We start from the raw sequence: 22,933 nt of genomic DNA, 5'->3' as shown, positions 1-22,933 counted from the left end.
ATGTACCGCATGCTGTTTGCGCTGCCGCTGTTCCTGGCGCTGGCCTGGTGGGCCACGTACCGGCAAGGCGGAGGCGGCAAGCCGCCGCTGACGCGCAAGGACTGGCTGGGCATCCTCGGTCTGGGTTTCACCGGCTATTACCTCGCGAGCTTTCTCGATTTCTGGGGCCTGCAGTACATCAGCGCCAGCCTGGAGCGGCTGATCCTCTACCTCAACCCCACGCTGGTGCTCGTCCTGGGCTGGCTGCTCTACCAGCGCCGCATCAGCGGGCTGCAGGCGCTGGCCATGGCCGTCAGCTACGCCGGCGTGCTGCTGGTGTTCGGCCACGAGGCCGACTTTGCCGGACCCAACGCGGCGCTGGGCGCGCTGCTGGTGTTCGGCAGCGCCATCAGCTACGCGATCTACCTCGTCTACAGCGGTGAACTCGTCAAGCGCCTGGGCTCCATGCGCCTGGTGGGGCTGGCCACCAGCGTGGCCTGCTTGCTGTGCCTGCTGCAGTTCGTGCTGCTGCGCCCGCTGGACGCGGCCACCGCGGTCGCGCCCGAGGTGGTCTGGCTGTCGGTGCTCAACGCCACGCTGTGCACCTTCGCGCCCGTCATCCTGGTGATGATGGCCATTGAACGCATCGGCGCCGGGCTGGCGGCGCAGACCGGCATGATCGGCCCCATGTCCACCATCGCCATGGGCGTGCTGATCCTGGACGAGCCGTTCAATGGCTGGATCATCGCCGGCACGGTGCTGGTGGTCTCGGGCGTGTTTCTGGTGACGCGCTTTGGCTCGGCCAGCGCGGCGAAATGACTTTCCGGACGTTCTGAACAGGAGACTCTCACATGGATTTCGGCATCAAGGGCAAATGGGCGCTGGTTTGCGGCGCGAGCAAGGGGCTGGGCCTGGGCTGCGCGCAGGCGCTGGCGGGCGAAGGCGTACACGTGGTGATGGTGGCGCGTGGGCGTGAGGTGCTGGAGGCCGCGGCCGACGCGCTGCGCACCGCAGCCCCCGGCGTCCAGGTGGTGGCCGTCGCCGCCGACATCACCACACCCGAAGGTCGCGCCGCGGCGTTCGCCGCCCCGGGCGGGCCGGGCACGGCCTTCGACATCGTGGTCACCAACGCGGGCGGGCCGCCCACCGGCGATTTCCGCAGCTGGGACCGCGAGGCCTGGATCAAGGCGGTGGACGCGAACATGCTCACGCCCATCGAACTGATCAAGGCCACGGTGGACGGCATGGCGGCGCGCGGTTTCGGCCGCATCGTCAACATCACCAGCAGCGCGGTGAAAGCACCGATCGACATCCTGGGCCTGTCCAACGGCGCGCGCTCAGGCCTGACCGGCTTCGTGGCCGGCGTGGCGCGCAGCGGCATCGCAGCGCAGGGCGTGACGATCAACAACCTGCTGCCCGGCAAGTTCGACACCGACCGCATCGCCGCCACGCTCAAGGGTGCGTCGGAAAAGACCGGCAAACCCGTGGAAGAACTGCGCCGCCAGCAGCAGGCGCAAATCCCCGCCGGCCGCTACGGCAATCCGGCCGAGTTCGGCGCCATCTGCGCCTTCCTGTGCAGCCAGCAGGCGGCGTACATGACGGGCCAGAACGTGCTGGCCGACGGTGGGGCGTACCCCGGCACGTTCTGACGCTCAGCGCCGCGCGCTGACCAGAATCCCGCCCACGATCAGCACGAACCCCGCCGCGTGGTACAGCCGCGGCGGCTCGCCCAGCAACGTGGCCGACATGAGCGCCGCGAACAGCGGCGTGAGGTTGTTGAAGAAACCCGCTACGGTGGGCCCGACGCGCGCCACGCCGATGCCCCAGCTGCGGTAGGCCAGCAGCGAGGGGCCGACGGCCACATACAGCAATGCGGCGCCCAGCGGCCAGCCCCATTGCAGGTGGCCGGCCGGCGAGGCCGGCAGCGTCAGCCATTCGCCCGCCGTCATCAGGCCAGCCCAGCCCAGCCCGAACACGATCTGGGCCAGCAGAAAGGCCGACCAGTCGCCTTTGATCTCGGGCGGGTAGCCCCCGGCGGGCGGGCGCACCAGCAGCCAGCTGTACCAGGCCCAGGTGAGGGCGGCCAGCAGCATCCAGCCATCGCCCGCCACCAGGCGCAGGGCCCCCAGCTGCGCCCAGTCGCCGCGCGCGAGCACCACCGCGACGCCGGCCAGCGACAGCACCGCGCCGATGGCCGAGCGCCGGGCGATCGGCACGCCGTAGAGCACCCGCCCCAGCAGCAGCATCCAGATCGGGATGCTGGAGGCCACCAGGGTGACGTTGATGGGCGTGGAGGTCTTGAGCGCCATGTACTGCAGCGCGTTGTAGAGGCCCACGCCCAGCAGGCCCAGCAGCGCCAGGCGGCGCCGCTGCGCCCACAGCCCGCTGCCCGGACGCAACACCCAGGCCGCCAGCGGCAGCAGCAGCGCACCGGCGATCACCCAGCGCAGAAAGTTGAAGGTGATGGGCGGGATGCTGCCCTGCATCAGCCGCCCGACCACGGCGTTGCCGGCCCACATGAGCGGGGGGATCAGCAGCAGGACGACGGTGGAGGGCGTGAGGCGGACGGGGGTGGACGGCATGCGAGGACTGTACCCACAGCGCCATGCCCGCTGCTGGCCTGGGGCTGACGCGCAGGCGCTCGGGCGACAGCGGCGTTTCGTGGCAGCATCGGCGCACCGTTGCAACAACAGGAGACCTGCATGACCCAGAACAGCAGCCGTGCTGTGCGCATCCACGCCCATGGCGGCCCCGAACAGATGGTGATCGACACCGTGGCGGTGGGCGAGCCCGGGCCGGGGGAGGTGCGCATCCGCCACCACGCCATTGGCCTGAACTTCATCGACGTGTACCAGCGCACCGGCCTCTACCCCAACGCCATGCCGCTGGCGCTGGGCATGGAAGGCGCGGGCGTGATCGAGGCCGTGGGTGAGGGCGTGACCCACCTGAAGGCCGGCGACCGCGCGGCCTACGCGGCGGGCAAGCCCGGCAGCTATTGCGACGTGCGTGTGATGCCGGCCATGAACGTGTGCAAACTGCCCGACGCGATCAGCTTCGAAACCGGCGCGGCCATGATGCTCAAGGGCTTGACCGCGCAGTACCTGCTCAAGCGCTGCAAGCCGGTGGAAGGCCTGGAACCGGGCGACTTCGTGCTGTTCCACGCGGCCGCGGGCGGTGTGGGCCTGATCGCCTGCCAGTGGGCGCGGGCGCTGGGCCTGCGCCTGATCGGCACCGCGGGCAGCGACGAAAAATGCGCCCTGGCCCGCGAGCACGGCGCCGAGTTCACCATCAACTACCGGCAAGAAGACTTCGTCGCGCGGGTCAAGGAGATCACCGGGGGACGGGGCGTGAAGGTGGTCTACGACTCGGTGGGCAAGGACACCTTCGACAAGTCGCTGGACTGCCTGCAGCCTTTTGGCCTGATGGTGAGCTTTGGCAACGCCAGCGGCCCGGTGGCGCCGTTCGCGCCCGGTATCCTCGGCCCCAAGGGCTCGATCTACGTCACGCGCCAGACGCTGTTCACCCACATCAGCAGCCGCGAGCGCACCCAGGCCATGGCCGACGATCTGTTCGCGGTGGTGCAAAGCGGTGCGGTGAAGATCCGCATCGACCAGCGCTTTGCGCTGACCGATGTGCGCCAGGCGCACGAGAGCCTGGAAGCGCGCCAGACCACCGGCTGCACTGTGCTGCTGCCCTGATATTCGCGAGGCAGACGTTCTGTCGCAAAAAAAGGCACCCTAGGGTGCCTTTTTTTGTTCTGGGTGAGTCAATCAGAATGTGTATTTCACGCCGAAGGCGATGCCACCTTCCAGCTCGTCGAAGTCCATGTAATCCACATTGAGGGACAGCGAAGGGTTGATGTAGTAACTGGCACCGATTCCATAGGACAGTCCACTGGACGAGTCAGAGATACTTGAGCCCCCTGCCGAAGCCGAGACCTTGGAGCTCACGTATCCGAGGCGGCCATAGAGTTCAAAGGAGTCATTGAGTTTGACCTTGGGTTTGGCGTAAATGCCAAACAGGTGATCCAGCTTGGCCGTCACCCCGGATTGCTCTCCGTCACGGGCACTGATGCCGAGCATCACTTCGCCGGCCAGTTGGGAATTGAATTCGTATCCCAGCGTGGCACGCAGTGTCGCTGGATCGGTGGTGAGGTCGGCATCGTGCATCTGGTAGGCGATATCGCCGTAGATGTTTTGCGCTTGAGCTGCGGCGCCAGCCAAGGCCAGCAAAGAAACGATCGCAAGCTTCTTCATAAAAATCCCTTTTTTGATTGAGTTTTGAAAGACTGGTTGTGAAACTGAAAGTGTTTCAAACCGTCAATAATGATAGCAGATGTATCTTCGAGTTCTCTGTTTCTCAATATCAGTTGGCGCTGAAAACGCGATGTTTCGGTGGAGTGCAAGTGCTGCCAATAGATGCGTTTTCGACGCTGGGGTTGCCTGCCAACGCAAGCAGAGTGCTCAGGTAAACCGGACGTGGATTTGATAGGTGGCAGCTGGGTCATACACGCAACAAAAAAGGCACCCACAGGTGCCTTTGGATTGGGGGTGTGCGGCTGTGTCAGAAGCGGAAGCCCACACCCACGGTGAGACCCTCGAGCTTCTGGTCGTCGCGGTCGTAGTACTTGGTGTAGTCGGCGTTCAGGTAGGCGGTCTTGCTCAGGTCGTAGGTGACGCCCGCGCCGTAGGCCAGACCGGTGTCGCTGTCGGACACGCCGTTGGCCTTGAGGCTGGTGCGCGCCACGCCCAGGCGGCCGTAGACCTTGAGGGCGTCGGTCACCGGTGCCTGCACCTTGCCGAACACGCCGACCATGTTGTCGATCTTGAGGGTGGTGCCCGATGCCGTGTCCGAGCCACCGTGCAGCCCCACCATGCCTTCCATGGCCAGGCTGGGGGTGAACTCGTAGCCCACCACGCCGCGGACCATGGCCGGGCTGACCTTCAGGCCCGGTTCCTTGTAGTCCAGGCCGGTGTAGCCCACTTCGCCGTAGACGCCTTGCGCCTGTGCGCCAGCGGCCAGCAGGGCCAGGCCCAGGGTGGTGGAGAGTTTTGCGAGTCGAGTCATGGATGACCTCCAGTGAGATTGCGGAATGCGCTGGGATTCAGCACACCGCCATCGTGGAGGTCTGGTTTGGCTGGGGCGTATCGCCCGCATGTCGTGCGGGTGAAGGCTTGTGAGCGCATGTTGCAGCGCTCACAAAGGGTCTGCCTGGGGAACTTCAGGCCGCGACAGCGGCCCGCGGCGCCACAGCGGCCAGCGCCGTGCGCAGGTGGGCCACCGTGCTGTCCACGTCGTGCCACTTGTCCAGACCGAACAGGCCGATGCGGAAGGTCTTGAAGTCGGGCCCCTCGTCGCACTGCAGCGGCACGCCGGCGGCGGTCTGCAGGCCGGCAGCGAGGAATTTTTTGCTGTTCTGGATGTCGGGGTCGATGGTGTAGCTCACCACCACACCGGGGGCCTGGAAGCCCGCCGCCGCCACGCTGGGGAAACCGTGGGCCGTGGTCAGCTCGCGCACGGCACGACCCAGCGCAAGCTGTTCGTCGCGCACGCGGTTGAAGCCGTACGCCTCGGTTTCGCGCATGGTGTCGCGCAGGCGCTGCAGCGCGTCGGTGGGCAAGGTGGTGTGGTACGCGTGGCCGCCGCCTTCATAGGTTTCCATGATCTGCAGCCACTTCTTGAGGTCGGCCGCAAAACTGCTGCTTTGCGTGGCGTCGATGGCCTGGCGCGCGCGTTCGCTGAGCATGACCATGGCGCAGCAGGGCGAGCTGCTCCAGCCCTTTTGCGGCGCGGAAATCAGGATGTCCACGCCGGTGGCCTGCATGTCCACCCACATCGCACCGGAGGCGATGCAGTCGAGCACGAACAGGCCGCCGACGGCGTGCACCGCATCGGCCACGGCGCTCAGGTAGTCGTCGGGTAGCATCATGCCGGCGGCGGTTTCCACGTGCGGGGCAAACACCAGGGCGGGCTTCTCTTGCGCGATGGCGGCCTTCACCTCTTCGATGGGCGCCGGTGCCCACGGCGCCTGTGCGCCCTCGCCGGTCTTGCGCGCCTTCATCACCGTGTGGCTGGCGGGGATGCTCCCCATGTCGAAGATCTGCGTCCAGCGGTAGCTGAACCAGCCGTTGCGGATCACCATGACGTGTTTGCCATGTGCAAACTGGCGCGCCACGGCTTCCATGCCGAAAGTGCCGCTGCCGGGTACCAGCACCGCCGAGTGCGCCCCGTAAACGCGCTTGAGCATGGCCGAGATGTCGGTCATCACGCCCTGGAAGCGCTGGGACATGTGGTTGAGCGCGCGGTCGGTGTAGACCACCGAGAACTCGAGCAGACCCTCGGGGTCGATCTGGGGCAGCAGTCCGGGCATCGTGTGTCTCCTGTCGGTTCGCCTGTGCCAGGCGGGCCGGTCAGATTAGCACAGCGACCCGCGCAGCGGCGGAGCGTGGGGCCATCTGTTCAGTGGTGCCCGGGCGGTGTTTCCAGGCCCTGCAGCCGGCTGTCCCGCAGGCGGCTTGGGGCCAGGGCGCCGGCCGAATCCAGGATCGGGTAGGCGATGGAGCAGATGTGCGAGTTGATGCGCTTGAGGTCGCTGATCAGGTCGATGTGCAGCGAACTGCTCTCGATGCTGGGGGCGGTGCGGTCGGCCAGGCGTTCGAGGTGGCTGCTGGCGTATTCCCGCTCCATCTCGCGAAAGCGCACCTTCTCTTCGAGCAGGCGCTGCGCGTCGCGCACATTGCCGTCGAGGAACACGCTCATGCCCAGGCGCAGGTTGTCCAGCAGGCGGGCGTGCATGGCCGCGATTTCGGTCATGCCGGCCTCGGAGAACTCCTTGCCCTTGCGGATCTTCTTGTCCTCGATGTCCAGCAGCACGCGCTCGACCGTGTCACCGATCTGTTCCATGTTGATGGTGAAGCTGATGATGTCGGTCCAGCGCCGGCTTTCCTTTTCATTGAGCTGCTGGCGCGAGATTTTGGTCAGGTAGTACTTGATGGCCGAGTACAGACCGTCCACCGTGTCGTCCATCTTGCGCAGGTCCTGCGACAGCTGCAGGTCGTTGGTCTTGATCACGGTGATCACGCCGCGCAGCATGGTCTCCACCACGTCGGCCTGGTGCAGGGCCTCGCGCGCCGCACACGAAATGGCCAGTGAGGGCGTGGCCAGTGCCGAAGGGTCGAGGTGGTTGGGGCGTTCCAGCGCGCTGCCGGCGTCCTGCAGCGGCAGCAGCTTCTCCACCCAGCCGGCCACGGTGCCGGTCAGGCCGATGAACACCAGGCCCACCATCAGGTTGAAGCTCAGGTGGAACAGCACGGTCAGGGCCGCCGGATCGGGCACATAGGGCTGCACCATCCGCAACCAGACGGGGATGAGCGCCGGCGCGATGAGCACGCCCATGGCCTTGAACAGCAGGTTGCCCAGCGGCACCTGGCGCGTCGCGCGGTTGGTCTTGGCGGTGGTCAGCACGGCCAGCAGACCACTGCCCAGGTTGGCCCCCAGCACCAGGCCCAGGGCCACGTCGATGCCCACCACATTGATGGCCAGCGTGGCCGTGAGCAGCACCACCGCCAGGCTGGAGTACGACAGCACGGCCAGCGTGGCGCCGACCAGGATTTCGAGCATGCGGTCGCTGGTGAGCGATTCCAGCATCAGCTGCACCGCCGGGTTGGCGGTGAGCACGTGGGTGGCCTGGCCGACCAGCTGCAGGGCCAGCAGCATCAGGCCCAGGCCGATGAGCACGCGCCCCACGTCGCCCACAGGTGTGCCCTGGCGCAGGATGAACAGCGTCACGCCGATGAAGATGCACAGCGGCGAGAGCCAGGACAGGTCGAAGGAGAACACCACCGCCATCACCGCGGTGCCGATGTCGGCGCCCAGCATCACCGCCAGCGCGGCGGGCAACGCGATGAGCCCGCGGCCGACAAAGGAGGCGGTGATGAGGGCGGTGGCGGTGCTGGACTGCACCAGGGCCGTGACGCCCAGGCCCGAGAGCGCGGCCGTGAAGCGGTTGCTCATGCTCGCGGCCAACACCTGACGCAGCTTGCTGCCCAGCACCCGCAACACGCCGGTGCGCACGAGGTGGGTTCCCCAGACCAGCAGCGCGATGGCCGCCAGCAGATTCAACAGGTGTTTCATGAATGGGGAAACTATACGCCCCGAAAATCACCCTGGTCGCGTCCCGCGCCGGTGGGTGAAGGCCGCGCACCGCGCAATGGCGGCGCGGGGGGTCAGCTTTTGCGCACGCGCAGGATCTCGTCCAGGATCAGCGCCATCGCGCCGATGGTGATGCCCGTGTCGGCGATGTTGAAGGCGGGGAAATGGCCGCCCGGGAAGATACCCGACAGGAAGGACCAGTGGAAGTCCAGCATGTCCACCACATAGCCGTGCAGCACGCGGTCGATCACGTTGCCCAGTGCGCCGCCCAGGATGCAGGCCATGGCGAACGCGAACAGTTTCTGGCCCGGGTGCGAGCGCAACATCCAGACGATGAACACCGCCGCCGCGACGCCGATGCCGGTGAACAACCAGCGCTGCCAGCCCCCGGCCGAGGCCAGGAAGGAGAAGGCGGCACCGGTGTTGTGCACGCGCACGACGTTGAAGAAGCCGGTCACGGTGGTGCTGTCGCCGAGCTGGTAGTAGCCCAGGATCAGCACCTTGGTGAACTGGTCCAGCAGCAGCACCGCCGCCGCCAGGCCCAGCCAGGGCCAGAGGTTGGCGCCGCCGCTGCTCCTGCCGCGGCCTCTGCCTTTTGCGGCCGCCATCAGGCCACCCGGCGGGTTTCGCCAGCGCCCGTGCCTGCCGCTTCGGCCAGGTTGCCCACGCAGCGGCCGCACAGCGTCGGGTGCGCCGCGTGGTGGCCCACGTCGTCGGCGTAGTGCCAGCAACGCTCGCACTTGGTGGCGGTGCTGGGCGTCACGGTCACGGCCAGTTCGGCGCCGTCGACCACGGTCACGGCCGAGGTGATGGTGACGAACTTCAGGTCGCCGCCCAGAGAGCGCAGCAGGGCCGCGTCGTCGGGGCCGGCGGTGATGGTCAGCGAGGCCTGCAGCGAGGCGCCCACCTGGCCGGCGGTGCGCAGGTCTTCAATGGCCTTGTTGGCCACGTCGCGGATGGCGCAGATGCGGGCCCACTTGGCCAGCAGCGCCTCGTTGGCAGACGGCAGGGCACAGAAGGTCTCGAAGAAGATCGAGCCCTGGGTCGAGTCCTGGGCGAACACGGCCCAGGCTTCCTCGGCCGTGAAGCTGAGGATGGGCGCCATCCAGCGCAACATGGCGTGGGTGATCTGGTGCAGCGCGGTCTGGGCGCTGCGGCGGGCCAGGCTCTTGGGGGCGGTCGTGTACAGGCGGTCCTTGAGCACGTCGAGGTAGAACGCGCCCAGGTCTTCCGAGCAATACACCTGCAGCTTGCTGACCACCGGGTGGAACTCGTAGACGTCGAAGTGCGCCAGGATCTGGGCCTGCAGCTCGCTGGCGCGGGCCAGGGCGTAGCGGTCGATCTCCAGCATCTGCTCCAGCGGCACGGCATCGGTGGCCGGGTCGAAGTCGACCGTGTTGGCCATCAGGAAGCGCAGCGTGTTGCGGATGCGGCGGTAGGCGTCGACCACGCGGGCCAGGATCTTGTCGTCGATGTTGAGGTCGCCCGAGTAGTCGGTCGCACCCACCCACAGGCGCACGATCTCGGCACCGAGCTTGCTGGTCACCGACTGTGGCTCGACCGTGTTGCCCAGGCTCTTGCTCATCTTGCGGCCCTGGCCGTCGGTGGCGAAGCCGTGGGTCAGCAGGCCCTTGTACGGCGCGCGGTCGTAGATCGCGCAGCCCAGCAGCAGCGAACTGTGGAACCAGCCGCGGTGCTGGTCGTGGCCTTCGAGGTACAGGTCGGCCTCAGGGCCCTGGGCGTGCGAAGCCCCGTTGGGGTAGGCCTTGGCGTGGCTGCCGCGCAGCACGTGCCAGAAGGTCGAGCCGGAGTCGAACCAGACTTCGAGGATGTCGGTGCTCTTGGTGTACTGCGGTGCGTCGGCGCCGAGGATCTCTTCGGCCGTCACGCGGCTCCAGGCTTCGATGCCGCCTTTCTCGACGATGTCGGCCGCCTGGTCCAGGATGGCCATGGTGTTGGGGTGCAGCTCGCCCGAATCCTTGTGCAGGAAGAAGGGCACGGGCACGCCCCACGAACGCTGGCGCGAGATACACCAGTCGGGCCGGTTGGCGATCATGTCGCGCAGGCGGGCCTTGCCGTTCTCGGGGTAGAAGTGGGTGTGGTCGATGGCGTCCAGCGCCAGCTGGCGCAGGGTCTTGGGCGCCTTGTCTTTCGTGAAGACACCGTCGCCTTCGTCCATGCGCACGAACCACTGCGCGGCGGCGCGGTAGATCACGGGCGTCTTGTGGCGCCAGCAGTGCGGGTAGCTGTGGGTGATGGCCTGGGTGGCCATCAGGCGACCGTGCTCGCGCAGGGTCTCGATGATGACCGGGCAGGCCTTCCAGATGTGCTGGCCGCCGAACAGCGGCAGCTCGTCGGCGTAGACGCCGTTGCCCAGCACCGGGTTGAGGATCTGGTCGTACTTCAGGCCGTGGGCGACGCAGCTGTTGAAGTCGTCCACGCCATAGGCGGGGGCCGAGTGCACGATGCCGGTGCCGTCGCCATCGCTGACGTAGTCGGCCAGGTACAGCGGCGAGAGGCGCTTGTAGCTGTATTCGCCGGTACCGCTGTCGAGGTCGTAGAGCGGATGGCGGAACACCTGGCCGCGCAGGGCCTCGCCCTTGGCGGTGGCCAGTACGTTGCCGGTCAGGCCGAAGCGCTCCAGGCACTTGTCGACCAGGCTGGCGCCCAGCAGCAGCACGCCCTTGGGCGTGTCGACCAGCGCGTACTCCAGCTCGGGGTGGGCGTTGAGCGCCTGGTTGGCCGGGATGGTCCAGGCGGTGGTGGTCCAGATGACGGCAAAGGCCTGTTTGCCGGCGGGCAGTGCGGCCAGACCAAAGGCCTGGGCCAGGCCGGTCGCGTCGTTGGACTCGAAGGCCACATCCAGCGTGTCGCTCTTCTTGTCGGCGTATTCGATCTCGAACTCGGCCAGCGAGCTGCCGCAGTCGAAGCACCAGTACACCGGCTTGAGACCGCGATAGACAAAGCCACGCTCGATCACGCGCTTGAAGGCGCGGATCTGACCGGCCTCGTTGGCCGGGTCCATGGTGCGGTAGGGGCGCTCCCAGTCACCGAGCACGCCCAGGCGCTTGAAGTCTTCGCGCTGCTGGTTGATCTGCTCGGTGGCGTAGGCGCGGCTCTTTGCCTGCATGTCGTCGCGGCCCAGGTTGCGGCCGTGCAGCTTTTCGATGGCGTTCTCGATCGGCAGACCGTGGCAGTCCCAGCCGGGGATGTACTGGGCGTCGAAACCGGCCAGCTGGCGGCTCTTGACGATCATGTCCTTGAGCACTTTGTTCAGCGCGTGGCCGATGTGCAGCTTGCCGTTGGCGTAGGGCGGGCCGTCGTGCAGCACGAACAGCGGCGCACCCTGGCGGGCGTCGCGCAGGCGCTTGTAGAGGCCGCCTTCGTTCCATTCACCGACCCAGGCCGGCTCGCGCTTGGGCAGGTCGCCGCGCATCGGGAACGCGGTGTCGGGCATGTTCAGCGTGGCGCGGTAGGCGCCGCCGCTGGCTTCGGGCTTGGCGCTGCTTTTCGGGGCTGTGGAGGGGGCGGACATGGTGCTTCGACTTTCGAATTCGGGATCGGCAAGGGCAGGCTCGGTGGTGCGGCGGGCGCACGGGGAAGGGGGGCGGGTCGCCCCGAGCCTGTCAGAGGGCGCGCAGCCCGGGGTGTTCACCCCGGCAGCGGCGTTAAATTCGGTCGCGGGTGGTCTGGCGGTGCGTCTGGGTGTGCAGCGACGCAAAGAACGCACGAGCGTCGTCGCAGTCCTGGGCGATCCCTCGGGTCAGGGCGTCCAGGCTGTCGTACTTGAGCTCGTCGTGCAGTTTGTGCAGCAGTTCCACGCGCACGATTTTACCGTAGGCCTCCCCGCCGGGCAGGCTGGCGGCCAGCCCGTCCGGCCAGTCCAGGCAATGGGTTTCGAGCAGCACGCGCCCGCCATTGACATCGTCGGGGTCCAGCGAAGGGCGCACGCCCAGGTTGGCCACGCCCTCGAGCGGCGGGCTGCCGGCGGGCTGCAGGCCGTGGACGTGGACCGCGAAAATGCCGCTGGCGGCCGGCTTCCAGTGCGAGAAGCGCAGGTTCAGCGTGCGAAAGCCGTCGCCTTTCCCGGGCGCCGACTCGGCCAGCTGGCGGCCCAGCTTGCGCCCGTGCACCACATGGCCGCTGATGGCGTAGGGCCGGCCCAGCAGGGCGGCCACCCGCTCCATGTCGCCGTCCGCCAGGGCTTCGCGCACCGCCGAGCTGCTGACGCGAATGCCGTGTACCTCGTAGCTCTGCATGCGCGCCACGTCGAAACCCAGGGCCTGGCCGGCGGCGTCCAGCATCGCGTAGTCGCCCGCGCGCTGGGCGCCGAAGCGGAAGTCGTCGCCAACCAGCACGTACTGCACGCCCAGTGCCTTGACCAGGATGTCCTCGATGAAGGCCTGGGCGGGCAGAGCGGCCAGGCGGGCGTTGAACGGCAGCACCACGCACTGGTCGACGCCGCAGCGCTCCAGTTCCTCCAGCTTGTCACGCAGGGTGGCGATGCGGGCGGGGGCCAGTTCGGGCTTGCGGTGCACGGCGGCGAAGAAATCGCGCGGGTGCGGCTCGATGGTCATGGCACAGGTGGGCACGCCGCGGTGGCGCGCCTCGTTGCGCAGCAGCGCCAGCATGGCCTGGTGGCCGCGGTGCACGCCGTCGAAATTGCCAATGGTCAGGGCGCAGCCGGTCGTGGCGACGCGGTTGCCAAGCCCTCGGAGGATCTTCATGGGGGGTCTGCTCGGGTGTTCGGCCCGAATCCGGGTGGCTGTCACACAAGCGCGTTATATTGACACACGCGCCGCGGCCCGCCTCTGGCCGGCCGGCGCAGCAAAGACAGATGTTCCGGTTGTTGCTCAACATGGAGGTGGTCTTGAAGGTCTTGAAGCTCTCTGCCCAGGGGCTGCCGCAGTCGTGGATCAGCCTGGAAGAAGCCGTGCTGCACTACGCCGCGGACGAGGTGCGCTGGGAGATGGGCGCCGAGGTCGCGGTGTTCCATGGCGGGCACAACGCCGTGACGGGGCGGCAGTCCATCATCACCGTCAACTCCATCATCGGCACCAAAGGGGTGCCCAACATCAACCCCTTTGACCTGCGACCGACCCTGAACAACACCAAGCTGTTCGCGCGCGACCGCTGCCTGTGCGGCTACTGCGGGCAGCATTTCTACGAAGACGAGCTGACCCGGGAACACATCCAGCCACTGGGGCAGAGCGGGCGGGATGTGTGGATGAACGTGGTCACGGCCTGCAAAGCCTGCAACCACCGCAAGGGCAACCGCACGCCCGAGCAGGCGCACATGCCGCTGCTGTACGCACCCTACGTGCCGAGCCTGTGGGAAGACTTCATTCTGCGCAACCGCCGCATCCTGGCCGACCAGATGGAGTTCCTCATGTCGCACCTGCCCAAGAGTTCCCGGCTGCACGCCTGAACGGGCGCCGGACCACAAAAAAACCCGCCGAGGCGGGTTTTTTTGTGGTCGGTGTGGTGAACACCGTCAGGGGGTGCCGGTGGCGGTCACCGTGCAGCCAACCTGGAAGTTCAGGCTGGCGTTGGCGGGCAGGGTCGCTATCGTCACCCCGGCACCCTGCAGGTTGGCAATGCTCAGGGCCGGCGCGACCGGGCACACCGCGGCACCGCTGGCCACGCTGCAGCTGACCGTGGTGCAGCTCAGGCCGGCGGTGGCCGGATCGGTGACCACGGTGTTGGTCGCATTGCCGGGGCCGCTGTTGCTCACGGTGATGGTGTAGCTGGTGGTCTGCCCTGCGGTCAGCGTGCCGACGGCATTCGTCTTGGTGACGCTGAGGTTGCCGGCGGGGGTCACGGTGCTGGTCACGGTCTGGGTGTTGTTGGTCGGATCGGGATCGGTGGCGACCGACGTGATGGTGGCGCGGCCCAGGTTGGTCAGCGTGCCGGAGAAGGTGTTGCTGAGCGTGGCCGTCACGTCGTAACGCACGCTGGCGCCCAGGGACAGAGACACGGTGTTGTTGATGTTGCCGGTGCCCGTGGGCGTAGGGCCGCAGCTGGTGGTGACGATGGTCGAGGAGCCCGGCGCCTGGACCACGCAGGACCACGCAGCCGATGCGACGCCTGCCGGGAACGTGTCCTGGATGGACACCTCGCTCACCACGCCCGGTCCCGGGTTGCTGGCGGTGAGCGTGTAGAACACGGTCTGCCCTTGCAGCACGGTGGACGGGGTCACCGTCTTCGAGAAGGCAATGTCCACCGGGAACGAGCGCGACAGGTCGGTGACGGTCGCGCCCGTGGTGCCGGCGTTGGTCGCGAGGCCGGTGAGCACGTTGACGCGCCAGGTCTGGTTGGTGGTGCCGGTGCTGGCCAGCAGGCAGGGGTTGGGCGAGGCGGCGCAGCCGGCCAGTCCCGCCGGGCCTTCAGCCAGGCCGTTGGGCGCACCGGGCAGGCCCAGGTCGCCCAGGTTGGTGACCGCGACGTTGCTGCCATTGAGCACGGTCTGGAAACTGGCCGACGTGGCGCGGTACAGGTTGTAGTTGGCGGTGCCGTCCTGGGCAATGATGTACATGTTGCCGTCGGAGGCGCAGGCAAAGTCGCCGCTGCCGCCCGTGGGCAGGCCGGTCCAGTTCAGGGTCCGGAGAGTGGCGCCCGTGACCGGGTTGATCTCGTAGAACGCCGCCGTGTTGGACATGGCGTAGAAGCGGCCATCCGGGCAGGCCGTGGCACGGATGACCGAGTCGGGCAGGGCGGTGACCACCGGCGTGCCGTTGGCACAGGTCTGGGGGTTGACCGACGCGATCCGCGGGTTGGCCACGGCCTGTTCGATGTAGTAGACATTGCCGTCCAGGCTGGCCACCCCCATGGCCGCCGTGCTGAATTGCAGGGTACAGCCCAGGTCGGTGGCGGCGCCGGACGTGGCGTTGAGCGAATAGATGCGGTTGTACAGGGTGCCAGAGGCGGCCCCGACGCCGTAAATGGCCTGGGCCTGCGCGGTGCCGGTCAGGCCCGCCAGCAAGACAGCACCGAAGCAAAAGGTGGAGGCAAGGGATCGGCGGAGAGCTCGGAAGTGGTTCATCGCGTTGTGATGGCTGGGGCCTGGGCGTTGAAGCCGACAGCCTGAAAGGCAAGATAAAAGTATTAATTATTTTATCTTGCGGCCGTGCCCGTGCCCCCCCAAAAACCAGCCCCAACCGCGATGCGGCGGGCACAACCGTGGGAAATTCACGCCCCGTCGCCAGTCCTGAGGCCGGGACGCCTGCGGTGGAGCCGGGCGACCGCGGTGCCGAGGGGCGGTCCGATCGCACGGGGCGACCATCAGGCCGGCGATTCGAGGTCTTTTCGGACGATTGCGGTGGCGCCATCTTTCTAGGATGTCGCATGCCTTCTTCTCAAGCGCTTCGCGTCCTCGTGGCCGACGACGACCCCTTGCAACTGCGTCTGGCGGCCCGTGTGTTGCGGTCGCTGGGGCATTCCGGCGCCCTGGCCACCCACGGGCGCATGGCCCTCGATCTGTTGGGCCGTCAGGCGTTTGATCTGCTGCTGGATCTGCGGATGCCCGAGCTCGATGGCCTGGACACGCTGGTGCGCCTGCGCCAGGCGGGTCACCGGCTGCCGGTGGTGATGGTCAGCGGCGACGACCTGGGGGCGAACTGGGCGCACTACCGCGACGCGGGGGCCGATGCCTATCTGGTGAAACCGCTCGACGTCGACGCCCTGTCGGTCTTGCTTCGGCGCTGGGTGGGCTGAGATGAAACAACCCCCGCGCGCGCTTCGTTCGCGGCACCCCGAGGGGGTGTGTCAGCGGCTTCGGGCGGCCGGGCGCCACTGACATGAGCGCCACCACCTTCGTGCATCTGCGCCGGGTCGCGGCCCTGCTGATGGGGGTCGGGGGCCTGCTGCTGCTGCTGTCGGGTCTGCTGGGGGTGGGCCTGCCCCCGGAGGTGGGCCGCGATGCGCTGGTGGCCGTCGGCGCCTGTCTGTGCCTGGCGGGCGCCGGGCAGTGGTGGACGCTGGGCCGCGCGCAGCGGGCGATGGGGCTTCTGAGCGAGGAACTGACGATGATGCGCCGGGTGGCCCACCACACGGGCAGCCCGGTGCTGGTGACCGACAACGATTTGCGGGTGGTGTGGTGCAACCAGGCCTTCGAGCGCGAGACCGGGTTCCGGCTCGGCGAGGTGCAAGGGCAGCACCCCGGCCGTTTGCTGCGATCGCCGGGCGCCGACCCGGTGACCGTGGCCCGGGTGCGGGACGCGGTGCGCCACCACACCGACATCGACATCGAGCTGCTGCACCGCTACCGCGACGGGCGCGACCGCTGGGTGCGGGTGATCCTGTCGTCGCAACGGGACGATCAGGGCGATTTCAGCGGCTTTGTGGCGGTGCTGGTGGACATCGACGCGCAGGTGCGCACCCGCGAGACCATGCGCCGCGCGTTGCGGCACAAGGGGGCGTTGATGCAGACCCTGCAGCGCTATGTGATCGTGGCCGAGACCGACACCGCCGGCGTGATCACGCAGGTCAACCAGCGCTTTCAGCACACCAGCGGCTACAGCGAAGCGGAGCTGCTGGGCCAGAACTTCCGCCTCGTGAGCGCGGGCTGGCACACGCCGGTGTTCTGGCGCGACATGTGGCAGCGGATCGAGCGCGGCCTGCCCTGGCGCGGGGAGATCTGCAACCGCAGCAAAAGTGGTCGGCTGTACTGGGTGCAGACCCTGATCACCCCGTTCGCCGGCGCCGACGGCAAGATCGAAAAGTACCTGGCCATCCAGTCGGACGTGTCGGACCTGCGGCTGGCGCAGATCGAACTGCGCAAGAGCCAGACCCTGCTGACCCGCACCAGCCAGCTCGCGGGCGTGGGCGGGTGGTACGTGCTGGCCGGCGGCGGCGGGCTGCACATGACGCCGGAATGCCAGCAGCTGCTGGGCGTGTCCGACGGCGAGATCGACTCGATCGACGAACTCTGGCGCTGCTTCGACGCCGGCGCGCGCCTGCAGGTGCGCGAACAGCTGCGGGAGCTGGTGGCGCGCCGCCGGCGCGACATCGAGGTCGTGGTGCCGCTGCGCCCGCTGGACAACGCCCCGATGCGCTGGGTCAAGCTGGTGGCCGGCTTCGACGAGCCGGAATCGGGCGGTCTGGCGCGCGCGCCCGGTCGCCTGGTTGGCGCGGTGCAGGACTACACCCCGCAGACCCAGGCGCAGCAACGCATCCGGGAGGAGCAGCGCATCCTGCACAGCGCGATGGACGCGGTGGGCGAGGCGTTCGCGCTGTACGACCCCGAGAACCGGCTGGTCTATTTCAACGACGAATACGCCGCCTGGCTGCCGCCCGAGCACGCGCCCCGCCAGGGCATGCGGTACGAAGAGGTGCTGCGCTGCCTGCTGGACCGTGGGGATTTCAAGGTGGACCAGGGGCACGAGTCGGAATGGATGCAGGCGGTGCTCAGCGCCCCGCGCCGTGCCGACGCCGACCGGATCCACCAGATGGCCGACGGGCGCTGGATCCGCTTCATCGACCGGCTGACGCCGGACGGCTACCGGGTCGTGTTCCGCTACGACGTGACCGAGTTGCAGAGTGCGCTGCTGCGGGCGGACGCCGCCGCCCTGAGCAAGGGGCAGTTCCTGGCCAACATGAGCCACGAGATCCGCACCCCCATCAACGCCATCCTGGGCTTGCTGCAGCTGCTGGGCCACACCCGGCTGGACACGCAGCAGGCCGACACCCTGCACAAGGCGCGCCGGGCCACCCGTTCGCTGCTGGAGATCCTCAACGACGTGCTCGATCTGTCCAAGATCGAAGCGGGCAAGATGGATCTGCATCCGGTGCCGTTCCGCCTGGCCGACCTGCGCAACGAGCTGGAGCTCATCCTGGTCGGTGCGCTGGGCAGCAAGGACCTGCTGCTGGTGTTCGACATCGACGCGGCGCTGCCCCCCGTGGTCTGTGGTGACCCGGTCCGGTTGCGGCAGGTGCTCATCAACCTGGGCAGCAATGCCATCAAGTTCACCGAGCGGGGCCGGGTGGTGCTGCGGTGGCACCTGCTGCACCAGGCGTCCGGGGTGGCCCGCCTGCGTTTTCAGGTGTCGGACACGGGCATCGGCATCGCGCCGGAGCAGCAGCAACACATCTTCGACAGCTTCTCCCAGGCGGAGTCCACCACCACCCGCCGCTTCGGGGGATCGGGCCTCGGCCTGACCATCAGCCAGCGCCTGGTGTCGTACATGGGCGGTGAAATCCGTCTCTCCAGCACCCCGGGCGAGGGCAGCACCTTCGTGTTCGACATCGATCTGCCGCTGGCGGCCGAGCAGGACGTGGTCGACGACGTGCACACGGACCCGACGGCGGAAGGCGCGGACCGCCTGAGCGGCCTGAGTCTGCTGCTGGTGGAAGACAACGCCCTCAACCAGGAGGTGGCGCTGGCCATGCTGCGCCGGGAGGGCGCGCGCGTGGAGCTGGCCGAAAACGGACTGCAGGCCGTGCAAGCGCTGCAGGCACGGCCCCGGGGCTTTGACCTGGTGTTGATGGACATGCAGATGCCGGAGCTCGATGGCCTGCAGGCGACCGAGCGCATCCGCGACGAACTTGGGCTGCGCGACCTGCCGGTGCTGGCGATGACCGCCAACGCGATGGCTGCGGACCGGGAGCGCTGCCTGCAAGCCGGCATGAACGCGCACATCGGCAAACCCTTCGACATCGATCAGGTGGTGGCGCTGGTCCTGCAGTTCACGCGCGGCGCACCGCTGCAGTCCGCGCCGGACATCGTGATCGACCCCGACGAGGGGATGCAGGAATGGCCGCTGCGCGAAGACACCGACACCCTGCGCCGCCTGGGCGGCAACGCGGTGCTGCTGGCCCAGCTGCGGGGCCAGTTTGTGACCGGCGCACGGGAGCAGTGGCGCGTGGTCCAGGCCTGCACCACGCGCAGCGACTGGCGCCAGGCGGCCGACGCGGTGCACCGTCTCAAGGGCAGTGCCGGCGTAGTGGGGGCGCAGCGGCTCCTGCGCGGCTGTGCCGAGATCGAACAGGCCCTGCGGACCGCCGAGGGCGGCGCGGACCCGGGGGCCGGCCGCTGGCGGCAGCTGCAGGCGCTGCTGGAAGACAGCCTCGGCGCGCTGGGCGTCGCGCCCGCGGCCCGCACGGCCGCGCCGCTCCAGCCCGCGACCGTTGATCAGGTCGAGCTGCGCGCCTGTCGGGCGGCGCTGATACCGCTCAAGCCCTTGCTGGAGGTGGCCGATATGACGGCCATAGACCTCCACGAGCAATGGCTGGCCGAGCACCCGCTGGCCCGGTCGCCCCGGTTTGAGCGCCTGAACCAGCTGATGGAGGCGATGGACCTGCCCGCCGCCGCCGCCGAATGCTCGCGTGTCCTGGAAGGGGAATCCGTTGTCGCCCAAACGCCCGTGAAACGGGCGAATCCGGCCGCTGCTGATGGCTTAGCCGCCGCCGGACCGTGCACAGAATGAAGCCGCCATCGATTGCCAAAACAAGGGACGCAGCATGCGCAACAACCAACCGGTCAGCCACAAGGTCTATGAGTTCCCGGCCGACCAGACGCTGATTTCCGTCACCGACCTCAAGGGCCGGATCACCTATTGCAACGCCTCCTTCGTGTCGGTCAGCGGCTACGCCCGTGAAGAACTGATGGGGCAGCCGCACAACCTCGTGCGGCACCCGGACATGCCCGAGGAAGCCTTCCGCGACCTCTGGGCCACGATCGAATCCGGTCGCCCCTGGACCGGCCTGGTCAAGAACCGCCGCAAGAACGGCGACCACTACTGGGTGCGCGCCAATGCCACCCCCGTGCGCAACGGCGACCGCATCGTCGGTTACCTGTCGGTGCGCACCCACGCCGCCCCCGCTGAGGTCGAAGCGGCCGAGGGGCTGTACGCCACCATGCGGGCCGAAGCACAGGCCGGTCGCCTGGTGCACCGGCTGTCCCATGGCGAGGTGGTGCGGCACGGCGTGATCGGGGCCGTGGGCCGCCTGTTGCGTCCGGGCCTGCGCGGGCAGCTGTGGGGCATGTGCGCGGTGTCGGCGCTGGGGCCGCTGGCGGCCGCGGCGCTGGGCGCCCCGCTGGCGGTCATGGCCGGTGTCGCGGCGCTGAGCGTGGCCCTGGGGGCCTGGCTCTCGACCTGGCTGGTCATCCGCCCGATCAATGACGTGGTGCAGGTCGCCAACCTGATCGCCAGCGGTGACCTGACCCATCCGGTCGAGGTCAACGGACGCCACGAGATCCGGCAGCTGCAACTGGCACTGGCGCAGCTGGTCGTGTCGGTGCGCACCGTGGTGCGCGACGTGCGGCACGAGGTGGCCAACCTGCGCGGCGCCACCCAGGAGATCGCCGCCGGCAACCAGGACATGTCCGCCCGCACCGAGTCGCAGGCGGGGAGCCTGGAGCAGACCGCGTCGTCGATGGAAGAAATCAACGGCACCACCCAGCAGACCACCCAGCTCGCGCAGGACGGTGCCCGGCTGGCCAAGGAGAGTTCCGGTGTGGCGCGCCGCAGCCACGAGGCGGTGCTGGCCGTGAACGAGACCATGGAAGGCATTGCCGACTCGTCGCGCCGCATCGGCGACATCATCCAGGTCATCGAAGGGGTGGCGTTCCAGACCAACATCCTCGCGCTCAACGCGGCGGTCGAAGCCGCCCGCGCCGGGGAACAGGGCCGCGGCTTCGCGGTCGTGGCCGCCGAGGTGCGGGCACTGGCGCAGCGCACCACGGGGGCGGCGCGCGAGATCCGCGGGCTGATCGAGGAATCGCGCGAACGCGTCGATGTGGGGACGCGCCGCACGGCCGACGCACAGACCCGGATGGACGACGCGATGCATTCGGTCGACCGCGTGGTCTCGGTGCTGGAGAACATCAGCCACGCCACGTCCGAACAGTCCACCGGCGTGTCGCGCGTGAGCACGGCGCTGGTCGACATGGACTCGATCACGCAGCAGAACGCGGCCATGGTGGAAGAGCTGGCGGCGGCGGCGCATTCGCTGAACCACCAGGTCCAGCAGGTGCACGACTCGATCCGGGTGTTCCGCCTCACGCCCCAGGACGTTACGCTCGCCGAGGCTGATGCGGTCGCCCTGCGCAAGGCCGGGAAAGAAGCCGGACCGTCGGACGGCGTGTTCGAACATGTGGAAGCGGTGCGCGAGCACCAGCAGTACACGGTGGATCTGCGCAACGCCGTCATGCGCAAACTGCGCCTGGACGCCGATCGCCTGCGCCAGGCCGACTGCTGCCAGCTGGGAATCTGGATGGAGGCCACGGGCCGCCCGCGTTACGGACACATGCCGCTGTTCCGTGAGATGGCCCAGCAGCACAAGACCCTGCACCAGGAGGTGGGGCGTGCGGCCGAAGCGGTCAACGCGGGTCGCTATCCCGAAGTGCTGTCGATGCTGGACTCGGGGCAGCCGCTGCAGCGCAGTTCCCGCGCCATGGCGAGCAGTCTCAAGGCGTTGAACGAACAGGTGCAGCACTCCGCTGCGGCGGCCGACGTGTTCTGACCGCCGCCGGGCGGGAACGCCCGGGCGGTGTTCCCGAAGCGGGCGAACCCGCTCGCGGCGCACCGGGCGCGCCACGGCAGGGTCAGCGGGCGCCGTTCGCACCCGCTCCGCTCAGGCGAACACGCCGGCGCTGTCCTGCATGCGGCGGGAGACCTCGCCCAGGTGGTGCAGGGTGTCGCCGAAGGTCATTTCCAGCTGGGTCAGCTTCTTGAAGTAGTGGCTGACGATGTACTCGTCGGTCACGCCGATGCCGCCGTGCAGTTGCACCGCCTGCTGGCCCACATAACGCATCGACTGGCCCAGCTGCACCTTGGCGCGCGAGAGCGCGCGGCGGCGCTCGTCGGCCGGGGCGTTGAGCTTGAGGCTGGCGTAGAAACTCATCGAACGCGCCAGTTCCAGCTGCATCTTCATGTCGGCGATGCGGTGGCGCAGCGCCTGGAAGCTGCCGATGGCGACGCCGAACTGCTTGCGCGTGTTCAGGTACTCGGCCGTGATCGCCACGGTCTTGTCCATCACGCCCACGGCTTCGGCGCAGGCCGCGGCGATGCCGATGTCCACCGCATGTTCCAGCGCCGCCAGGCCGTCGGCCGTGACCAGGGTGGCGGCTGCGTTCTGCAGCGCCACGTCGGCCGCGCGGCCGCCGTCCTGCGTGCCATAGCCCTGGGTGCTCACGCCGCTGGCGCTGCGCTCCACCAGGAACAGCGCGATCTGGCCGTTGGCGGTGGCGGGCACGAGGAAGGCGTCGGCCTGGTCGCCGGCCGGCACCACGCTCTTGGTGCCGCTGACCGTCCAGCCGTTGCCGGCCGGGATGGCCGTGGCCTGGCAGACGTCCAGCCGGTAGCGCGCACCGCGCTCCTGCTGGGCCAGCACCACCAGGGCTTCGCCCGAGGCGATCTTCGGCAGCCAGACGGCTTTCACGTCGGCACCGCCGTAGGCGCCGATCACGCCCCCGCTGATCAGGGTCTGGGTCAGCGGCTCCAGCACGATGCCGCGCCCCAGCTCCTCCATCACCACCATGCCCTCGACCGGGCCCATGCCCAGGCCGCCGTCGTCTTCGCTGATGTACAGGCCCGCCAGGCCGAGTTCGGCCAGTTCGTTGTAGGCCGCGCGGTCAAAGCCGCCGGCCTTCACGATGCCGTTGCGGCGCTCGAAGCTGTAGCCCTTGTCGACCCATTTGCGCACCGCGTCGCGCAGCTGTTCCTGATCGTCGGAAAAATCAAAGTCCATGTGAATGCTCCTTAACCGAGGACCGTCTGCGCGACGATGTTGCGCTGCACTTCGTTGGACCCGCCGTAGATGGTGGTCTTGCGCATGTTGAAGTAGGTCGAGGCCAGCGGCGCGT

At 68.2% G+C, this 22,933-nt stretch carries 18 protein-coding genes; 7 read left to right on the top strand and 11 right to left on the bottom strand.

What is annotated here, in order from left to right; translation table 11 throughout:
- Both RMP09_RS14680 and RMP09_RS14675 read left to right on the top strand, forming a co-directional pair.
- Positions 1–798: DMT family transporter (locus RMP09_RS14680; protein ID WP_310566723.1), on the top strand; the 798-nt coding region annotated here is incomplete at its 5' end.
- A gap of 32 nt (positions 799–830) precedes the next feature.
- On the top strand, positions 831–1,628 hold the full coding sequence (locus RMP09_RS14675) for an SDR family oxidoreductase (RefSeq protein ID WP_310566722.1): 798 nt from the start codon (positions 831–833) through the stop codon (positions 1,626–1,628).
- Between the two features lie 3 nt (positions 1,629–1,631).
- Here the strand turns inward: RMP09_RS14675 and RMP09_RS14670 are convergent, their stop codons facing one another.
- Positions 1,632–2,561, bottom strand: a complete 930-nt coding sequence (locus RMP09_RS14670; RefSeq protein WP_310566721.1) for a DMT family transporter — start codon at positions 2,559–2,561, stop codon at positions 1,632–1,634.
- Positions 2,562–2,681: 120 nt separating this feature from the next.
- On the opposite strand from RMP09_RS14670, the gene RMP09_RS14665 reads away from it, so the two are divergent.
- Entirely contained in the window at positions 2,682–3,677 is a 996-nt protein-coding gene (locus tag RMP09_RS14665) for a quinone oxidoreductase (protein WP_310566720.1), read from the top strand.
- 72 nt (positions 3,678–3,749) lie between these two features.
- Here RMP09_RS14665 and RMP09_RS14660 read toward each other — a convergent pair whose 3' ends face one another.
- The 7 genes from RMP09_RS14660 to RMP09_RS14630 all read right to left on the bottom strand — a co-directional run bounded on the left by RMP09_RS14660 (position 3,750) and on the right by RMP09_RS14630 (position 12,857).
- Positions 3,750–4,235, bottom strand: a complete 486-nt coding sequence (locus RMP09_RS14660) for an outer membrane beta-barrel protein (RefSeq protein WP_310566719.1) — start codon at positions 4,233–4,235, stop codon at positions 3,750–3,752.
- 307 nt (positions 4,236–4,542) lie between these two features.
- Positions 4,543–5,046: a porin family protein gene (locus RMP09_RS14655; protein WP_310566718.1), complete on the bottom strand. Its 504-nt coding sequence runs from the start codon at positions 5,044–5,046 to the stop codon at positions 4,543–4,545.
- A 154-nt stretch (positions 5,047–5,200) separates the two neighbouring features.
- On the bottom strand, positions 5,201–6,349 hold the full coding sequence (locus RMP09_RS14650) for an aminotransferase class V-fold PLP-dependent enzyme (protein WP_310566717.1): 1,149 nt from the start codon (positions 6,347–6,349) through the stop codon (positions 5,201–5,203).
- A gap of 89 nt (positions 6,350–6,438) precedes the next feature.
- A complete protein-coding gene (locus RMP09_RS14645) occupies positions 6,439–8,112 on the bottom strand; it encodes a Na/Pi cotransporter family protein (protein WP_310566716.1) in 1,674 nt (557 codons plus the stop codon).
- 92 nt (positions 8,113–8,204) lie between these two features.
- Positions 8,205–8,738 (bottom strand): signal peptidase II, encoded by a 534-nt coding sequence (lspA, locus tag RMP09_RS14640; RefSeq protein WP_310566715.1) that lies wholly within the window; start codon positions 8,736–8,738, stop codon positions 8,205–8,207.
- The gene (gene ileS / locus RMP09_RS14635; RefSeq protein ID WP_310566714.1) at positions 8,738–11,665 is read right to left on the bottom strand and encodes an isoleucine--tRNA ligase; all 2,928 of its coding nucleotides are present in this window, start codon (positions 11,663–11,665) and stop codon (positions 8,738–8,740) included. The genes lspA and ileS overlap by 1 nt, the downstream gene beginning before the upstream one ends.
- Before the next feature lie 133 nt (positions 11,666–11,798).
- Positions 11,799–12,857 carry a bifunctional riboflavin kinase/FAD synthetase gene (locus tag RMP09_RS14630; protein WP_310566713.1) on the bottom strand — a complete coding sequence of 353 codons (1,059 nt, stop codon included), beginning with the start codon at positions 12,855–12,857 and terminating at the stop codon, positions 11,799–11,801.
- Between the two features lie 143 nt (positions 12,858–13,000).
- Between RMP09_RS14630 and RMP09_RS14625 the strand changes: the two genes are divergently transcribed.
- Positions 13,001–13,558 carry an HNH endonuclease gene (locus tag RMP09_RS14625; RefSeq protein WP_310566725.1) on the top strand — a complete coding sequence of 186 codons (558 nt, stop codon included), beginning with the start codon at positions 13,001–13,003 and terminating at the stop codon, positions 13,556–13,558.
- Positions 13,559–13,624: 66 nt separating this feature from the next.
- Here RMP09_RS14625 and RMP09_RS14620 read toward each other — a convergent pair whose 3' ends face one another.
- On the bottom strand, positions 13,625–15,112 hold the full coding sequence (locus RMP09_RS14620) for a DUF11 domain-containing protein (protein ID WP_310566712.1): 1,488 nt from the start codon (positions 15,110–15,112) through the stop codon (positions 13,625–13,627).
- 362 nt (positions 15,113–15,474) lie between these two features.
- On the opposite strand from RMP09_RS14620, the gene RMP09_RS14615 reads away from it, so the two are divergent.
- The 3 genes from RMP09_RS14615 (at position 15,475) to RMP09_RS14605 (ending at position 21,591) form a co-directional block, all read left to right on the top strand.
- A complete protein-coding gene (locus tag RMP09_RS14615) occupies positions 15,475–15,843 on the top strand; it encodes a response regulator (RefSeq protein WP_310566711.1) in 369 nt (122 codons plus the stop codon).
- Between the two features lie 83 nt (positions 15,844–15,926).
- Positions 15,927–19,553 carry an ATP-binding protein gene (locus RMP09_RS14610; RefSeq protein ID WP_310566710.1) on the top strand — a complete coding sequence of 1,209 codons (3,627 nt, stop codon included), beginning with the start codon at positions 15,927–15,929 and terminating at the stop codon, positions 19,551–19,553.
- Positions 19,554–19,587: 34 nt separating this feature from the next.
- Complete coding sequence (locus RMP09_RS14605; protein WP_310566709.1) at positions 19,588–21,591, top strand: methyl-accepting chemotaxis protein; 2,004 nt, start codon at positions 19,588–19,590, stop codon at positions 21,589–21,591.
- Between the two features lie 111 nt (positions 21,592–21,702).
- Here RMP09_RS14605 and RMP09_RS14600 read toward each other — a convergent pair whose 3' ends face one another.
- Positions 21,703–22,818 carry an acyl-CoA dehydrogenase family protein gene (locus RMP09_RS14600; protein ID WP_310566708.1) on the bottom strand — a complete coding sequence of 372 codons (1,116 nt, stop codon included), beginning with the start codon at positions 22,816–22,818 and terminating at the stop codon, positions 21,703–21,705.
- Between the two features lie 11 nt (positions 22,819–22,829).
- Positions 22,830–22,933: acyl-CoA dehydrogenase family protein (locus RMP09_RS14595; protein WP_310566724.1), on the bottom strand; the 104-nt coding region annotated here is incomplete at its 5' end.

Origin of the sequence: Hydrogenophaga sp., from assembly GCF_031426985.1 — a bacterium.
GTDB lineage: Bacteria > Pseudomonadota > Gammaproteobacteria > Burkholderiales > Burkholderiaceae_C > Hydrogenophaga.
The sequence above is the reverse complement of the archived record's forward strand: the minus strand, read 5'-3'. Positions and strand labels throughout refer to the sequence as shown.

Coding starts and splice junctions, on each gene's coding strand:
- RMP09_RS14650 (WP_310566717.1), bottom strand. CDS start 6,349: ATGCCCGGACTGCTGCCCCAGATCGACCCCGAGGGTCTGCTCGAGTTC.
- RMP09_RS14600 (WP_310566708.1), bottom strand. CDS start 22,818: ATGGACTTTGATTTTTCCGACGATCAGGAACAGCTGCGCGACGCGGTG.
- RMP09_RS14670 (WP_310566721.1), bottom strand. CDS start 2,561: ATGCCGTCCACCCCCGTCCGCCTCACGCCCTCCACCGTCGTCCTGCTG.
- lspA (WP_310566715.1), bottom strand. CDS start 8,738: ATGGCGGCCGCAAAAGGCAGAGGCCGCGGCAGGAGCAGCGGCGGCGCC.
- RMP09_RS14675 (WP_310566722.1), top strand. CDS start 831: ATGGATTTCGGCATCAAGGGCAAATGGGCGCTGGTTTGCGGCGCGAGC.
- RMP09_RS14660 (WP_310566719.1), bottom strand. CDS start 4,235: ATGAAGAAGCTTGCGATCGTTTCTTTGCTGGCCTTGGCTGGCGCCGCA.
- RMP09_RS14605 (WP_310566709.1), top strand. CDS start 19,588: ATGCGCAACAACCAACCGGTCAGCCACAAGGTCTATGAGTTCCCGGCC.
- RMP09_RS14630 (WP_310566713.1), bottom strand. CDS start 12,857: ATGAAGATCCTCCGAGGGCTTGGCAACCGCGTCGCCACGACCGGCTGC.
- RMP09_RS14610 (WP_310566710.1), top strand. CDS start 15,927: ATGAGCGCCACCACCTTCGTGCATCTGCGCCGGGTCGCGGCCCTGCTG.
- RMP09_RS14665 (WP_310566720.1), top strand. CDS start 2,682: ATGACCCAGAACAGCAGCCGTGCTGTGCGCATCCACGCCCATGGCGGC.
- RMP09_RS14655 (WP_310566718.1), bottom strand. CDS start 5,046: ATGACTCGACTCGCAAAACTCTCCACCACCCTGGGCCTGGCCCTGCTG.
- ileS (WP_310566714.1), bottom strand. CDS start 11,665: ATGTCCGCCCCCTCCACAGCCCCGAAAAGCAGCGCCAAGCCCGAAGCC.
- RMP09_RS14645 (WP_310566716.1), bottom strand. CDS start 8,112: ATGAAACACCTGTTGAATCTGCTGGCGGCCATCGCGCTGCTGGTCTGG.
- RMP09_RS14615 (WP_310566711.1), top strand. CDS start 15,475: ATGCCTTCTTCTCAAGCGCTTCGCGTCCTCGTGGCCGACGACGACCCC.